The 15690-nt window shown below is 63.3% G+C and carries 14 protein-coding genes and 1 riboswitch; of the genes, 3 read left to right on the top strand and 11 right to left on the bottom strand.

Annotated features, from left to right (window positions below):
- From AC1DIX_RS26440 to AC1DIX_RS26430, 3 genes are all read right to left on the bottom strand, one after another.
- Nucleotides 1-864: DUF1565 domain-containing protein (locus AC1DIX_RS26440; protein WP_477328258.1), on the bottom strand; the 864-nt coding region annotated here is incomplete at its 3' end.
- A 186-nt stretch (nucleotides 865-1050) separates the two neighbouring features.
- The gene (locus AC1DIX_RS26435) at nucleotides 1051-1248 is read right to left on the bottom strand and encodes a heavy-metal-associated domain-containing protein (RefSeq protein ID WP_477328257.1); all 198 of its coding nucleotides are present in this window, start codon (nucleotides 1246-1248) and stop codon (nucleotides 1051-1053) included.
- A gap of 57 nt (nucleotides 1249-1305) precedes the next feature.
- Nucleotides 1306-3537 (bottom strand): heparinase II/III domain-containing protein, encoded by a 2232-nt coding sequence (locus AC1DIX_RS26430; RefSeq protein ID WP_477328256.1) that lies wholly within the window; start codon nucleotides 3535-3537, stop codon nucleotides 1306-1308.
- A gap of 232 nt (nucleotides 3538-3769) precedes the next feature.
- Between AC1DIX_RS26430 and AC1DIX_RS26425 the strand changes: the two genes are divergently transcribed.
- Nucleotides 3770-4456 carry a response regulator gene (locus AC1DIX_RS26425; RefSeq protein ID WP_442123694.1) on the top strand — a complete coding sequence of 229 codons (687 nt, stop codon included), beginning with the start codon at nucleotides 3770-3772 and terminating at the stop codon, nucleotides 4454-4456.
- Here AC1DIX_RS26425 and AC1DIX_RS26420 read toward each other — a convergent pair whose 3' ends face one another.
- The 4 genes from AC1DIX_RS26420 to AC1DIX_RS26405 all read right to left on the bottom strand — a co-directional run bounded on the left by AC1DIX_RS26420 (nucleotide 4457) and on the right by AC1DIX_RS26405 (nucleotide 8069).
- Nucleotides 4457-5203: an SDR family oxidoreductase gene (locus AC1DIX_RS26420; protein ID WP_477328255.1), complete on the bottom strand. Its 747-nt coding sequence runs from the start codon at nucleotides 5201-5203 to the stop codon at nucleotides 4457-4459.
- A gap of 18 nt (nucleotides 5204-5221) precedes the next feature.
- Entirely contained in the window at nucleotides 5222-5899 is a 678-nt protein-coding gene (locus tag AC1DIX_RS26415; RefSeq protein WP_442123692.1) for a hypothetical protein, read from the bottom strand.
- 2 nt (nucleotides 5900-5901) lie between these two features.
- Nucleotides 5902-6771 carry a MipA/OmpV family protein gene (locus AC1DIX_RS26410; protein WP_477328254.1) on the bottom strand — a complete coding sequence of 290 codons (870 nt, stop codon included), beginning with the start codon at nucleotides 6769-6771 and terminating at the stop codon, nucleotides 5902-5904.
- Between the two features lie 62 nt (nucleotides 6772-6833).
- Nucleotides 6834-8069 carry a hypothetical protein gene (locus AC1DIX_RS26405; RefSeq protein WP_477328253.1) on the bottom strand — a complete coding sequence of 412 codons (1236 nt, stop codon included), beginning with the start codon at nucleotides 8067-8069 and terminating at the stop codon, nucleotides 6834-6836.
- Nucleotides 8070-8281: 212 nt separating this feature from the next.
- On the opposite strand from AC1DIX_RS26405, the gene AC1DIX_RS26400 reads away from it, so the two are divergent.
- Nucleotides 8282-9598 (top strand): ATP-binding protein, encoded by a 1317-nt coding sequence (locus AC1DIX_RS26400; protein ID WP_477328252.1) that lies wholly within the window; start codon nucleotides 8282-8284, stop codon nucleotides 9596-9598.
- A 2-nt stretch (nucleotides 9599-9600) separates the two neighbouring features.
- Here the strand turns inward: AC1DIX_RS26400 and AC1DIX_RS26395 are convergent, their stop codons facing one another.
- From AC1DIX_RS26395 to AC1DIX_RS26385, 3 genes are all read right to left on the bottom strand, one after another.
- Nucleotides 9601-10269, bottom strand: a complete 669-nt coding sequence (locus AC1DIX_RS26395) for a thiol:disulfide interchange protein DsbA/DsbL (protein WP_442123688.1) — start codon at nucleotides 10267-10269, stop codon at nucleotides 9601-9603.
- A gap of 101 nt (nucleotides 10270-10370) precedes the next feature.
- A complete protein-coding gene (locus AC1DIX_RS26390; RefSeq protein ID WP_477328251.1) occupies nucleotides 10371-10709 on the bottom strand; it encodes a hypothetical protein in 339 nt (112 codons plus the stop codon).
- Nucleotides 10706-11368, bottom strand: a complete 663-nt coding sequence (locus AC1DIX_RS26385) for a thiol:disulfide interchange protein DsbA/DsbL (RefSeq protein WP_442123686.1) — start codon at nucleotides 11366-11368, stop codon at nucleotides 10706-10708. Before AC1DIX_RS26385 ends, AC1DIX_RS26390 begins: the two co-directional genes overlap by 4 nt.
- A gap of 285 nt (nucleotides 11369-11653) precedes the next feature.
- On the opposite strand from AC1DIX_RS26385, the gene AC1DIX_RS26380 reads away from it, so the two are divergent.
- Nucleotides 11654-13102, top strand: a complete 1449-nt coding sequence (locus AC1DIX_RS26380; protein ID WP_442123685.1) for a hypothetical protein — start codon at nucleotides 11654-11656, stop codon at nucleotides 13100-13102.
- 88 nt (nucleotides 13103-13190) lie between these two features.
- On the opposite strand, the gene AC1DIX_RS26375 is transcribed toward AC1DIX_RS26380, so the two are convergent.
- Entirely contained in the window at nucleotides 13191-15128 is a 1938-nt protein-coding gene (locus AC1DIX_RS26375) for a TonB-dependent receptor (RefSeq protein WP_477328250.1), read from the bottom strand.
- Nucleotides 15129-15204: 76 nt separating this feature from the next.
- Nucleotides 15205-15438: riboswitch (cobalamin riboswitch) on the bottom strand.
- Between the last annotated feature and the right edge of the window lie 252 nt (nucleotides 15439-15690).

Here is a 15690-nt window from a genome sequence, read left to right as displayed (position 1 = left end):
GCTCGGGCTGGCCAGGTCGAAGTTGTTGCGGTTACCGTACACCAGGTTGTTGGCCACGCTGTTGCCGACGTCTTCGGACGTGATCGGGCCCTGGATGCCGCCGGCGTTGGCGTAGATGATGTTGTTGTGGATTTGGATGCCACGGGTCGGGCAGCCATTGTTATAGGCCTCCTTGCAGGCGCCGAAATAGACGGCATAGTCGGAGTTGCCGAACAAGGTGTTGTTCATGACGAGGATGTTGTGGTCGTCATGACCCATGGCGATGCCCACGCTGGTCCTGTACACGACGTTGTTGACGATCCGGCCCGAGGACTGATGGTAGATGCCCGGGATATAACCGCAGCCGCCGCCGACGTCGTGCACCTTGTTGCCGACGATGTCGTAGTTGCCGTAGCTCGTGCCACGGTACTGGTCCATCACGATGCCGGCACCGCCGCGATTGTCGCAGCCGGAGTTGGTGGCAACGTCATGGATCCAGCTGTTCGACACGGACGAGTTACCGCCGTTCAGGTAGATACCGGCGCGCACGGTGGTGCTGCCCTTGCCGTTGATCTGGAAACCGTCGATATCGGTGTAGCCGCCCTTGACGGTCCACATCGTGTATGCGCTGCTGGCTGGCACGAGGATGGCGCCGTACTTGGTATCGGACACGAAGCGGATCCGTGCGCTCGCGGTGCCGTTGACGGACGAGGTGATGGTTTCGGAATAGGTGCCGGGTGCCACATGGACCGTATCGCCCGGCTTGGCCAGGTTGGAGGCGCGCTGGATGGTGCGCAATGGAGCGGTGCTGTAGGTACCCGCGTTCGTGTCGCGGCCCTGGGTGGAAACATACAGGTTTCTTGCGGATGCTGCAGCCGAGCTCATGAGTAATACTGCAAAACCGCTGAATAACATTACATTAGACATATCGGGCGCCGCACAAACCTTGTTTAACTACCGTGCAAACCAGCTTTTCGAGCGAACTTAGCACGATTTACGCCCTGCCGCGGTTTTGGCTGGATGCGCATGTTCACGGGCAGATTGAAAAATTGTAGGTGGCGGTCAACTGAATCAACTGACGGGTGCAAGCGCCTTCAAATACGCCAGGGCACGCTCGACGGTAGCAATGTCGTCCGGCCGTCCAAGCCCAACCCGGCCGTTTCGAAGATCGACCTTGACCTCCAGCCCCGGATCGATCTTCCGGATCGCCGTCTTCAGACGATAAACGCAAAACACGCAGCGCAAGCCCGGCACGGGATACTCGACCATGATCGCTCCAAGAGAAATGAATAGGGATCGAGCGTAATCCTTCCAACAATGGCAAGGTCAATCGAATTCGAATGCCTGTCCGCCAACCGTCACCAGGCGCCGGCTCCCCTCACTCTTGACCGTCACCTTCGGCCGCTTGCAACCGACATCCAGCAGTACCAGGAATTCCGCCACCGAGCCGCCATCGTTCTTCAGGTAGAAGGCGCCATGGTCCTCCGTCACGCCCTTCTTCGGCCGCGGCCCATCCCACTTGGCGAACGGGGCGTCGCCGTTCAGGTCGCGCAGGCAGACGGATTGGCGGCCCGACCCGATCTTCACGCTGGCCGGGCTCTCGACCTTCATGAGGACCGGCGCGTGCACGTTGAACTCGTAGGTGTGCGGCGCATTCGCCGCCAGCTTGTCGCGCACCACGAAGGCGTTCGGGCCATGCAGGTACACGACCTGGCGCCTGGCCTGGGTCAGCTGGCCGCCGTAGGCCGGGGCCGCATCGCCTTCCGCGTAGTCGTGGTCCGGCTTCACGGAGAACGCGGTAATGCGGCCGTTGTGCTGCAGCTGCTCGCGGTAGCCGTTCACCAGCTGTCCCTTGCCGCCGTCGAAGGTGACCGCGTTTTGCGACCTGGTCTGGCGGTACCAGTCGGTCCATTGCGGCGAGCCGTACCAGTCGTACCAGCCGGCCTTGACCAGCAGCGGCTTGCCCGCCACCGTCAGCAGCAGGCCGTTCTGGTCGCCGTGGCTGTGGTTGAACGCGCCGTAGGGGCTGGACTTGAAATAGAACGCCGTGTCCCCGCTCGAGCCGATGTCCTTGTGCATCGCCACCCAGCCGATGCTCGGGAACAAGGCCGCGTTATCCGGCGGAATCTTGCGCCGGGTGCCAGTCACGGGCATCGGATAGGGCCCTTCCAGCAAGGACAGCGCATCCTCGTTGGCCTTCAGCTTGCTCGCATACCAGGCGGCGCGCGGCGACACCATGCGGTTTGCCAGCGCGCGCAGCACGCGGAAGTCGGGTCTGGTCTCGGAACCGTCGCCGAAGGCATGCACGGGAGCGCCCGGCGGGATGAATTCGATCAGGAAGTTCATGAAGCCCACCGTCCACGGCTTGGCGTACAGGTTCACGCCGGTCGCCTGGAGAATCGGATCCCACAGCGCGACCAGGTAGCCGGCCGTGTATTCGGCGTAGGCGCTGCCGTTGGCGTAGCCGCCTTCCTGGCCCGACCAGGGCTCCGGCATGGCCGCATGCGCGCGGAAGCTGAAGTCGAACCACTGCTGGGCGTCCGGAATGTCGCCCAGCGCCAGGGTCGAGATCAGCGCCATATAGCCCTGCAGCGTGGTGGCGTGCGGATCGAAGGGGTGCTGGTCCAGGCGTCCACGGTCGGCGGCCAGGTCCTTGAACATCTCGGCGGCGCGCACGCTGACGGTCTTCAGCCATTTCGCCTTGCGGCCGGCGTCCAGGTCGCCGGCCAGCAGGTCGGCCGCCTTCACCAGCGAGAGCGCGATCTGGCGTGTCGCCTGGTCCTGGCCAGCATGGCCGGTCGGACCCGCGGGGTCCAGCGCGGCCAGCTGGTCGCCGCGCTTGAACGCTTCGTTCAGGTAAACCGGGTCTTTCTTCAGGCGCCACAGGATGGCCGCCGATTCCAGCTGGCGCGAGGCTTCGTCGATGCGGTTCGCGACTTCCCTCTGCTGGGCCGCCATCGCCGCGGTCAATGGTGCAGCGATCACGAGCGGCCAGTTCTCGTCATCCAGGTCCGGCAGCGCCCCGGTCTGCAGCTTGACCACGTTGACCAGGCGGCTCAGGTAAGGGTCCAGTTCCTTCTTCTTCGAGGCGCTCCAGGCGGCGTAGGGCGTGAACGACGGCGGCAGCGAACGCGGCCGGGCTCTGGCCAGGATGCGCGCGCGCAGCGCTGCATTGTCCGGCACCTCGAATGCGGTCGACTTGCCGGTGATCGAGAACGTCCGCGGCGTCGACCAGTCGTTCGATCCGGACGGGCGCACGCGCCAGCTGTAGTTGCCCGGCGCCAGGGACTTGGCCGGCAGGTACCAGTTGCGGTCGACGGTCGCACCGAGCGGCGAACCGCCCTCCGGCCTGATCTGGATCTCGTAGCGGGGCGCGCCGCCCGGGTAACGGGCCCAACTGAAGGTCGGCGGGTTCTGCAACTGGACTTCGCTGTTCGAGGGGATGGTCCGGACGACCAGGGGATCGGCCGATTGCGCCCAGTCGGCCTGCGCGCTGAGCGGCCACAGCAGCGGCATGAAGGCCGCCGTAACGGCTATTCCTTTCCAGTGCAATGTCATGCGGATGCTCCCGTGAATGGGAAGCATGATCCTACCGCACGACTTTCTCGACTGTGCGCCAGTTAGCGGTACCGGCGAGCGTCCGTGCCGCGCCGGACGAAATCCGCTGCGCCGGATGCTTTCGTTTACTACCCTGCTTTTGTCGCGAAACTGTATCAATTTGTCCAGCTACGACGGTAAATCTGCCTCTTTGATATTTGCTCTTATACAATCACGGCTCAAGGAGAACATCATGTATCGCGTACTGTTGATCGAAGACGATCCGCGCCTGGCGGAACTGGTCACGGAATACCTGTCCGGCTATGAATTTTCGGTCGAGCTCGTCACTCGGGGCGATACCGCGCTCGAACATTTCAAGGAAAAGCAGCCCGACATCGTCGTGCTCGACCTGATGCTGCCCGGCATGGACGGCATGGTGGTATGCCGCCAGATCCGCGAACAGTCCGATGTGCCGATCCTGATCCTGACGGCGCGCGAAGATACCTACGACGAAGTCTCGGGCCTGGAACAGGGCGCGGACGATTTCGTCAACAAGCCGGTCCAGCCGCGCGTGTTGCTGGCCCGCCTGCGCGCCCTGCTGCGCCGCACCCAGACCAAGGCGGTGCCGGATACCCGGATGCTGGAATTCGGCCAGCTGCGCATCATGACCAACGACCGCAGCGTCACCTGGCGCGGCCTGCAATGCGTGCTCAGCAATACCGAGTACAAGCTGCTGCTGGTCCTGGCCGAGGCCGCCGGCCGCGTGCTGTCGCGCGACGAACTGCTCAAGAAGATGCGCGGCATCGAGTTCGACGGCCTCGACCGCAGCATCGACAACTGCATCTCCAAGCTGCGCAAGAAGTTCGACGACAACCTCTCCGAAAAGATCAAGACCGTGTGGGGCGAGGGTTACCTGTTCTCGCCCTCGGCCTGGAACTGATCAACGACCTCCAGACACGTCGATGAAGCTGCCGGTCGTATAGGACGCTTCATCGGACAGCAGCCACAGGATGGCGCGCGCCACCTCGATCGCTTCCCCTCCCCGCCCCATCGGCACCGAGCCCTGCAGGCGCGCGATGCGTCCCGGTTCGCCGCCGCTGGCGTGCATCTCGGTGTCGATCAGGCCGGGGCGCACGCCGTTCACGCGGATGCCCTCGTCCGCCACTTCCTTCGACAAGCCGATCGTCAGCGCATCCAGCGCCGCCTTCGAGGCCGCATAGTCGACGTATTCGCCGCTCGACCCCAGCACCGCGGCGCGCGAGGAGACGTTGACGATCGCGCCGCCACTGCCGCCATGCCTGGTCGACATCCGCAGCACCGCTTCGCGCGCGCACAGGAAGCTGCCGGTCACGTTGGTGGCGAGGATGCGCCCGATGCGCGCCGCATCCATCTGCTCGACCCGCATCTGGCGCGCCAGGATGCCGGCATTGTTGACCAGGCCGTCGAGCCGGCCGAAGCGTTCGTCGAGCGTGGCGAACATGCGCAGCACATCGTCTTCCCGGGCGACGTCGGCCTGCACGGCGAAGGCGCTGCGGCCGGCATCTTCGATGCGGCGTACGATGGTGGCGGCGGCCGCGCGGTCGGCACGGTAGTTGATGGCGACTTGCCAGCCGCGTTCGGCAGCCAGGATGGCGCAGGCGGCGCCGATGCCGCGGCCGGCGCCGGTAATGAGCAAGGATTTAGTCATGCCGCAAGAATAACGCGGCTATTCGAAGATGGGAAGGATGGCCAGCGGGGCGTTGTAAGTGGCGATCTGGCCGCGCTCGGCGCCGCCGCCGAAGCGCCAGCCGACGGCCGGGAAGCCGTCCTCGGCCTCGGCATTCGTCACCGGCAGCACCTGCTCGGTGCCGTCCGGGCGGCGCAGGCGGGCGCCGGCTTCGGTCTTCTTCGCGAACACGAAGCGCACGCCGGCGCACTGGCGCGAGCGCTGGGAGGCGTCGACGTAGCGCGCGAAATCCAGGGCCTGGGCGCAGGCGCTGCGCAGTTCGGCGACGTCATAGACGCCGTCGGCGCGCGGCGCGATCGACACCTGCGGGCGCAGGGTGAAGGCGATGCCCTTGCGGTTCAGGCTCAGCGAGGCGTTCTCGTCGTAGGCGGCTTTCTGCAGGGGGAACACGGCGCGTCCCAGCGGATCGAGCGGCAGGTTCAGCTGAGTCGACCTGCCGGTCAGGCTCAGTTGCAGCCCTTCGGCGAGGGCGCCGCGCTCCCTGGGCAGCACTTGCAGCTGGTTCACCAGCAGGTTTTTCGGACCGCCGTATTTGTCGAACACCACCATGGCCCGGTAGGCGTCCCGGTAGCTCACGGCATCCTGCGCCTGCGCGCCGGCCGAACCGGCCGCCAGCAGCAGGGCAAGGGATGCGATGAGTGGTCGGGCGGGACGCATCGTCAGAATCGATAGGCGAAGGCGGTCGAAACCGTCAGGTTGGAGGGCCGCTGGGTAAGCGGGCTATGGCCGGCGTCGCCCAGCAGGCGTTTGGCCTGCAGGTTCGAGGTCAGCATCCAGGACGGGCTCAGCACCCAGTTCCAGCGTACGGAAGCGTGCACGTCCTGCAGGCCGCCGCCCGGCTGCCAGGCGCCGAAGCGGCTGCGCATGGCTTCCGCCACGGTGACGCCGAAATAGGTTTCGCTGTACTGGCGGTTGACCAGGCCCACGCCGGCCGTCAGCGACACGCGGTGATGGCTGCCGGCGGCCAGGGCCAGGCGCTGGACGTTCAGCTCGAGGCGCGCGCCGTCATGGTCGCGGCCGGCGCCGACCAGCAGGCTGGAAGTCAGGCGCCACTGCGGGTCGAGGTAGACATTGTAGAATCCGCCGAACTGAAGGCGCGCACCGATCTCGTCCATGCCGGCCAGGCGGCCGGTCATGAACATCGCCTTCTCGCCGGCCGCCGGGCCGATCAGCCCGTTCATGCCGACGCCGCCGACCTCGACGCTGGTGCCGGACTCGTCACGGCCAGGCTGGACCGCCAGCAGCGGGCCGTACTCGACGGTGGGCGACCTGGACAGGTGCATGCCGGCGCTCATCCCGGAAATGAAAATGCCGTTGCTCCATTCAACCTGGAGCACCGGCAATGCGGACAGCTTGCGGCTTCCCGAACCCTCGTAGCGCGGTGCCGACTGGGCGCCCAGGCCCACGTACATGTCGCGGCTGCCGTCCGGCATCGGATTGACGGCCGGCGTCTGGGCGCGCGCCGCACCCCCAGCCAGCCAGCCAGCCAGTGCGCCGGTACTCACAACGAGGAAGAGAAGCTTGTTCATAGGGTGAGTAAAGATTCAGGAAGACAACATTCTACGTGCTTGTCTTTCGTCCTCCCACATCTTCACTGTCCCTGCACGACTTCTGTCGCAAATTCGACCGGCAGATCGCTGCGCTCGATGGCGACCAGGTGGGCCGGCGAGGTCACGATCATCGCGCACATCACGCCCGGCGGCGGATGCCGGTCGACTTTCTGGACCGTGATCTTGCCGGCATCGCGGGTGATCTTCGCGATCGAGGTCGAATAGCAGGGGTTGGTATAGCCCATGAAGACGCCGACCACCATCGTGGTGCTGAAGTCGACCGGCGGCACCGGCTGGTCCGGCGCATGGTAGCGCCACAGCAGGGACCAGGCGTCGGCATCCTTGACGACCACGGTGCGGGCATCCTCCACCTTCGACTGGCTGGTCTGGCTGATGGTCTTGAACGGGACCTCGTTGGCGGAGGCGGCGACGAACTCGACCGGGATATCGCTGCGCTCGATCGCCACGACCTGCATTGCATGGGTGACCACGGCCGGGCAGACGTCGAAGGTCTGCAACTCGCGCTCGTCGACCTCGACCTTGATGGTGGTCGTGCCGGCGGTTACGCGCGGGATCGAGATCGTATGGCAGCCGCTGCTAGAGGCGCCGGCGAACACGCCGACCAGCATCTTGTTGGCGAAATCGACGGGCGGCCGCGCCGGTACAGGCGTGCGGCCGGCGACGTGCTCGTTCCACAGGCGGCCCCAGGAAGCTTCGTCCTTGATGACGACATACTTCTTCGCGCTTACGCCGGAGAAGCTGTCCTTGGCCACGCGCTCGAAGGGGATCAGGGTACCGGCCGTCGGCAGGAAGCTGACCCGTTCGACCTTGTGCGTGCCGCCGAGTCCGAGGTCGGGCTTGTCGAGGTTCTGGATGATGGTCTCGAACAGCGTGCGCGCGGCGCCGTCCTGGCAGGTGGTGCGCGGACCGGCGAAGGTGTCGCCGTGGGTGCACAGCACGGTGTCCGGCTTGTCGCCGTACAGCACCTGTTCATAGGAAGCATCGGCGCAGTAGCCGGCATGGTCCCACAGGACCTGTTTGCCGTCGATGAGGTAGAGGCGGTTGCGGGTCTCGTTACAGCTCGCCTCGCGCGCCCGGGTGATGAAGTCGCCCAGCGCCAGGCTCGGGGCCGGTTCACCCACTGCCACACCCTGGCTGGCCTGGCCTGCCTGGCGGTCGGATTGCGTACCGGAACCTCCGCCGCAAGCGGCCAGTCCCGCCGCCAGAAGCGCGCCGGCGACCGGCAGCGCAAACATCGCACGTCCAAAGATCCTCATGCTGCCCTCTTTCGGAATAAAAAAGGCCCACCCTCAGTCGCGCATCAGGTGGGCCAAACGGAAAAACCTGATGAGTAACGATCCTACGCAGGACATGCAAGCAAATCCCCCTCGAGATGTCCGGCTTTTGTCTGAACTTTGTAAAAGATGGTTTTTTTGATCATTGCTCCTATACAATTTCGCCTCATGAGCATGACGACCTGCCCGGCAGCGTGAACCGCCTCTTCTTCCGTTTTTTCATCCTGGTCATGCTGTCGATCACGGCAGCGACTTTCGTCGTGTATTTCGTCTTCACGCGCCTGTTCGGCGATCCCTTCGAAGACATCGCGCGGCGCCAGGCCTCGGCCCAGATCTTCCTGCTCGAACAATACGTGGACCAGGCGCCCGCCGACGAATGGCTGGGGCGCCTGAACAAGGTGCGCGAGGTATCGACGACGCAGTTCGACCTGATCCCGCTGGACCAGGCGCGCCAGGCCCTGCCCTACGGCAGCCGGGCGGCCTTCGAGCGCGGCGAGCTGGTGCTCGACCCCAGCCATAAAACCTTCTTCCGCCGGGTCGACCTGGCCGGCGAGCGCTATATCGGCAGCAACGAGGAGGCGTTGCGCGCCTCCCGCCTGCCGGTCGACCTCGGCCAGGCCCTGCTGATGGAACTGGTGCGCTACGTGGTGGTCGCGCTGGCGCTGCTGGTGCCGATCGCGCTGTGGTCGCGCTCGCACTGGCAGGGCCTGCAGATACTGGCGCGGGTGGCCGACGAGTTCGGCGCCGGCAAGCTGGCGGCGCGCGCGCAGATGAAACCCTCGGACGCGGCTTATCCGCTGGCCCAGCGCATCAATGCGATGGCCGGACGCATCCAGGGGCTATTGGAATCGCAGAGGAACCTGCTGCATTCGGTGTCGCACGAATTGCGCACCCCGATCGCGCGGCTGGAATTCGGGCTCGAACTGCTCGCCGACAAGGCCGGCGACCCGGCGCTGTCGAAACGCGTTGCGGCCATGCACGGCGACCTGGCCGAGCTGAACGAGCTGGTAAACGAACTGCTGTCGATGAGCAAGCTGGACAATGCGACGGAAGCGCAGCGCGCCCTGTTCGAGCTCGAACCGGTGCTGCGCGAATGCGCCGAGGGCCTGCATCCGCCGCCGGCCGAGCTGCACGTCGAACTCGGCGCCATGCTGGGCAGCGTCGCCGGTGACCGCCGCCTGCTGGCGCGCGCGGTGGGCAATCTGTTGCGCAATGCCCAGAAATACGCGGCGCATACGGTGGCGCTGAGCGCCCGCCGCGACGGCGGCCTGCTGCGGATCCTGGTCGACGACGACGGTCCCGGTATTCCCGAGGAAGAACGGGAACGCGTGTTCGAACCCTTCTACCGCCTCGACCGCAGCCGCGACCGCGCCACCGGCGGCTTCGGGCTTGGACTGTCGATCGCGCGCAAGGCGGTCAGGCTGCATGGCGGCACCTTGCACGTGGAACGCTCGCCGCTGGGTGGGGCGCGCTTCATCATCACCCTGCCCGACGGCGTACTGACCGGCTGAGCTTATTTGCTCTGCAGCGCCTTGGCGACCAGGGCATCGGCCACCTGCAAGGTGGCCTGGAACATTTCCTGCGGATTGTTGGTCTTCAGGCTGGCGTTGACCTGCCCCGGCGAGGTCACGTAGCGGCCGTCGATGACCAGGGTCGGCACCGTCTCGACCTTGTAGGCGCCCAGCACGCGGTCCAGTCCGCGCAGGCGGGTTTGCACGCCGAAGGAATTCCAGGCGTTCAGGAAGGTCGCGCGGTCGATGCCGTTCTTCGAGACCCAGTCGATGATGGGGCCGTCCTGGTTCAGGCGGATGCGCTGCTTGTGGACGGCATCGAAGACCTTGCCATGCATCTCGTCGAGCTTGCCCAGGGCTTCCAGGGTCAGGAACAGGTGGGCTTCCGGATCGTTGGCGCCCGTGAACGGCATGTGGATGCGGCGCACCTGGATGCGGTCGCCCTGCTTCTTGACCCATTCCTCGAAGCCCGGCTCGAGGCCATTGCACACCGGGCAGTGGTACATGAAGAACTCGATCACCTCGACCTTCTTGCCGCTGGTCTGCACCGGCTGCGGCTGGGCGAGGGTCGTGTAGTCGACGCCGTTTTGCGGGTTTGCCGGCGATGCGAAGGCCGGGATGGCGACGGCGGTGGCGAGCAGGCAGGCGGCGGCAAGGCGCAGTAGACGCATGGACAATTCCCCTTGTGGTTATCGGTATTGTCTAGCTTATCATTCTTTCGGGCAAAAAAAATCCCGCCTGGGTCGCGGGATTCTCGAATAAACCTGAAGAGTCAGCGGCGGCGCGCCGGCGTTTCCGCAGGCCGTTCCGGCTTCAGGTGGCTCATGCCGTACCACAGGTGTTCCCAGAAGTGCGGGCGCGAGTCCACGGTCAGCAGGCAGCGGCGGTCGATCTCCCCTTTGAACAGGGGATCGGCACACTTGTTCGTCATCAGCGCATAACGCTGGTTTTCGGCATTCACGAGGGCGATGCAGAGCCAGAAGACCAGGCCGACGAGGACCGCCACCAGGGCCCAGACCCAGTGGAGGTAATACCTGGTGTCGTACAAGTCCTCGTCTTCCGGCTTGGACTTGTCATAGATCTTCAGGATCTTGCCTTCGGCATCGCTCATTTCGATTTGGCTGCCTTCGCGACCAGTGCATCCATGACCTGCAGGGTGGCCTGGAACAGCTGGGGTTCGTTACCCGTCTTGACCGAATTGTAAACCGTCGCCGGCGAAGTCTGGTACTTGCCGTCGATGACGATGGTCGGCGCGCCATCGACCTTGTAGGCATCGACGACTTGCGACAGGCGGCGCAGCTTGGTCATCACGCCGAAGGAATTCCAGGCGTTGGTGAAGGTCGCGCGGTCGATGCCGTTCTTGGAGGCCCAGTCGATGACGGTGGCGTCGTCCTTCATGCGGATGCGGTCCACGTGGATGGCCTTGAATACCTTGGCGTGCATCTCGTCGACCTTGCCCAGCGCTTCCAGCGTCAGGTAGAGGTGGGCTTCCGGATCGTTGGGGCCGCTGGCCGGGATGTGCACGCGCTTCAGGACGATGTTATCACCCTGCTTTTTGACCCATTGTTCGAACTGCGGTTCCAGCGCATTGCAGTGCGGGCAGTGGTACATGAAGAACTCGATCACCTCGACCTTCTTGCCGGCGGCCTGCGTCGGCTGCGGCTGAGCGAGCGTCACGTACTCGACGCCGTTCTTCGGGTCGGTCGGCGAGGCGAAAGCAGTGCTGACGACGAGGCTGGCGGCAAGCAGGGCAAAACGGAGGGAACGCATAAGTATCCTTCTAGTGTGGGTTGTGCAAACGACCGCGAGATTACCACTTTTTCGCCCGCGAGCCTTAGCCGGGGCTTATTTTTTACGGCACTTACCAATGGTAACAAAAGCCGGCTTCCCGTCAATTAACAATTGATCGCGCCGCAGTAAGTTCACGCCAGGTTGTCGAACCGGTCCGTCAGTTCCTGCCGGGCAGGACGCATTTCGTCGAATCTCGCATCACATCGGTACTTTTACTGTCCAGCCCATTCCACCATGACTTTCCAAGAAAACAATTAATTCGATTTGCATAAAACGAATCTAAATAAATTAAATCAGAAAAATTCGTTTGATAAATATCAAATCACTTATCAAATTTTATCGCTAGAAAACCCATTTTCAGACGGAATAGATATCCGAAAATATCTTGCCGAGAAACTGAACAATATGTATAGTAAAAATCAGAAAATCCATCCCCAACCATGCGAGGACGAATTGAGAAATATCCGAAACTGCTGGCTTGCTTTCAAACGCCTTTTAGCATTCAGTATTATGGGCTTCATTCTCTCGTCGGGATCTGGAATGGCCAAAGCCGAGACTTTGCCGAGCTCGACGACGGCTGACTGGAGTTCCTTGCTGGATAGCGGATGGACCTGCGGCCAAATCACCGGATCGCGCTGGAATCAGTGGAAAAAGAGCGTTCTATTATTTGCCGCAACCAACGGCTATGGTTTCAAAGGCGAGTGTGCAAAAATTTCGGACAGAGCGGCAGGCGACCCCATTCGCCCCGGTACGATTCTTGTCATTTTTCGAGACAAGAACAATATCGTCCAGTACGCCGGATGGTATGACTCGAAACTCGACAGGGAAAACCAGCCGATATTTGGCGGCATCTCGGCCGTCAGGGCGGAAACGCATTATGACCTGAGAGCGACGACGCCTCCGTATCAAATAGCATCGCCCCCATACAGGCCGATGTACACCATGGAAGAACGGCGAGCGTTCATGGGATGGCTCGACCTGCGGCGCGTGCAGCCGACGGCGTATTATCATATCCTCAGCGTGTTCGAATCCAACTTCACGTACCAGAACGGATGCGTTACGCCATTCACGGTATGTGGAACCGGCCGCATCGACATACCGATTTCGAACGGATCGGCAAACATTAATATCGGCTTCGAAGACGCGGCAGGCACCAGGGTAAATGGGTGGCTTTACGAATATCATCCTCCCGAGCCCACTTTCCTCGAAAAGCTCATCGTGGTCGCATTCAGTATCGGTCTGGCGATCCAGGGCCAGTATATTGGTGAATATATCGGGCTTGCCGCGGGCACGGCGGAAAACGCAGCATTCGCGGCGGGATTTTCGAGTTTCAGTACCGGATTACTTCAGGGGCAACAGGTCAACCAGGCACTGCTGAGCGGCATAAAAGGCGCAGGTCTTGCATATACCGGAAAACTGGTCCTCAACGCTTATGGCGATCCGGACTCACTGGTTGGCGTCAGCGGAGCTGGCTGCCCTACCGGGGATCAGTGCTGGTATTTCCAAATGGCCAACGGGTTCCCGCCGCTGAAACACCTGGCGGAACTACATGACCCATTTATTAACTGGAGCGTCAAGGCCTTCGGTTCGATCGGCGAAAACGGCTGGTACAAGGCGGTTACGATCGCGCCATTCATTGTGCCGGGCTGCCTGGCCTCCGACGCCTGCGTATCGGCTGGAATTACCATCGTCCGGGAGGACGAGATCAGGTAAGCCGACGGCAATTCGCACGTCGGACAGGACGCAGCCGGCCGAAACAGGGCTGCGTCCATCTTGCCGTAAAAGTGCCGAGCTAAAGCGTTCAGAAGTTATAGCGCGCCGATAATTTCAACTGACGGCCTGCACTGGGGTAAATTCCCCCTTTGCAATCGAAGGCATAGCTGAAGTAATGACGGTCCGCCAGGTTCAGGCCTGCGACAGCGAACTCCCATTGACTGACACGCAATGCATAACGAGCGTCAATGGTTGTATTGGAGGATATCCGTGTCGGGCAGGCATTACTGACATCGCCGCCGTAGCGCTGGCTGTCGACCCATTGCACGCCGAAATCGGCGGTCTGGCCATTGCCCGGCAGCCAGGCCAGGCGGGCCGTAAGCACGTTCTTCGGCACCAGCACCATCTCGCGGCCGGCGTTCGGACCGTCCGTGAACTTGGCGTTGACGTGTTGCAGGTGGGCGGTGGCGCGCCAGGCGGTGGCCAGTTGGGTTTCGGCATCGATCTCGAAGCCCTGGCGGCGTGTCGGGTCGAGGTTGGTGTTGGCGAAGGCGGTCGGGTCGTAGAAGATCTCGTTGTCCAGCTTGTGGCGGAACACGCGCGCGGTCAGCTTGCGTAAGCCGTCGCCCCAGCTGGCGCCCAGCTCCAGGTCATGCGAGGTCTGCACCTTCAGCAGGCTCAGACTGGTGCGGTAGCTGTTCTCGTCGACATTGGCCACACGGTAGCTCTGCCCTGTCCGCGCGAACATTTCCAGTTGTGGCAGCACCGCGTAGCTGCCCTGCGCTTCCCACGCGTTCTGGGCCTGCGAACCGTTGTCGGCCACGCCGCCCGCCATCGCATCGACGTAGTCCTTGTCGAAAATCTCGCGGCGCACGCCCAGCGCCACGCGGCCATTGTGGGCCGGGTCGAAGCGCAATTCGTCGCGCACATACAGCGCCTTGGATTTCTGGCTGGCGTCGGCCAGCGAGAAGCCGGACGTGGTCTTGCGCTTCCAGTCGATGACGTCGATGCCGGCCACGAGTTCGTTCAGCATCCCGCTGCCGATGTCATGCAGCCAGCGCGCACGCGGCGAGAACTGGTTCTGGCGGCCCTTGAAATGCGTGACCGATGCCGACGAACCGAAGTAGTAGTTCGAGTCGGCCTCGCGTTCGCGGTGCGACAGTTCGGCGGCCAGGTCGACCGTGCCCAGGCGGTATTCGGCGTAGGCGTTGACGCGGTCGGTATCGAGTTTGCCGAAGTCCCGCGGCGTCTTGGTGTCGGTCGGATCGGCCTGGAACTCGGCCAGAGTCAGCGAACCCGGGAAGCGCTGGTCTTGGCGCGCGCTTTCCATGCGCACGCCGGCGCGGCCGCCCGAGTACGTGAGCTGCAGCCCGGCGGACACACTGTTCTGGATAAAGTTACCGTTGTCACGGTAGTTGTCGTTGTCCTGACGCGCCACGGCCATGTCCGCGCTAATATTGCCGGCCACGTGAGACAGGGAAGCGCGCACGTCGCGCTCACGGAATTGCCCTGCTTCGGCGAAAACCGAGCCGTGGGTGCCCGGCTGGCCCGAGCGGCGGGTGACGATGTGGATGATGCCGCCGGTCGCGCCCTCGCCGTACAGCACGCTGCTGCCGCCGCGGGTGATCTCGATGCGTTCGACGGTGTCGATCGGGATCGTCGACAGCACCGAGCTGGTCAGTTCGTTCTCGTTCAGGCGCACGCCGTCGACCATGATCACCATGTTCTGCGCGCCATTGGTGCCGAAGCCGCGCAGGTCGAGCGCGAAGTCCGGCGAGGAATCCAGGCTCTGGCGGCCGAACACGCCGCCGATCTTGCGGATCGCCTGGTTGACGTCGTTGACGCCGGCTTCGCGGATCTCGTCCTGGGTGATGACGGTCGCGCCGATCGGCTGCAGCGCCTCGTTGCTGGGAAAGCGCGAGCCGGTGATGACGACGGTCGCCGGGGCGGCTTCGTCGGCCAGGGCGGCAAAGGGAATGGAAAAGGCAATGGCGCAGGCTAGCGCGAGCGGCTTTTTGGAAATCATCGATTATTCAGTGTTCGATCGTTAGGCCGGCGCGCGTCCCCGCACACCGGCTCGTCACGGAAGCGCGGCACAGTACCCGCTTCCCCCTGTCCTGGCCGGTATCCGGGCTCGCAAGACAGACCGCTCCACCTTCCTGCACGCGCAGCGCACAGTGGTCATCGAAGCGGCCAGCCGCCATCAAGGCGGCGCTTGTTTACCGTTGCGGGGGCAGCACACGTTGGCGCGGCGCCGGGGGCGCCTGCGCTCCGTGTTTCCCGTTTAACTGCACGCATAGACCATGCGTGCGGGCACCAGAACCGGCGAATTATAAACCTAATAAGCAACAACTCTGCCGTCTGGCGTCGATTTCGGGTCCGATTGTGGCGACCCGTGAGATTTTCAGCAAGGTTTTCGCATATAGTGTGAACACAAATACAACTTAATAAACAATCCATACTTGGGGGACTTGCATGAGATTGGGTTCGACACTATTGCGCACGGGTGCGGCGGCCATCCTGCTGGCGGCCGGGGTGGCGGTCACCGCCGACCTGCTGGCCGGGCCGGACCAGGCAGCGCCCGCGCC

The sequence above is a fragment of the Massilia sp. 05N420 genome (genome assembly GCF_056397205.1).
This window is presented reverse-complemented; position numbering and strand designations above follow the sequence as displayed.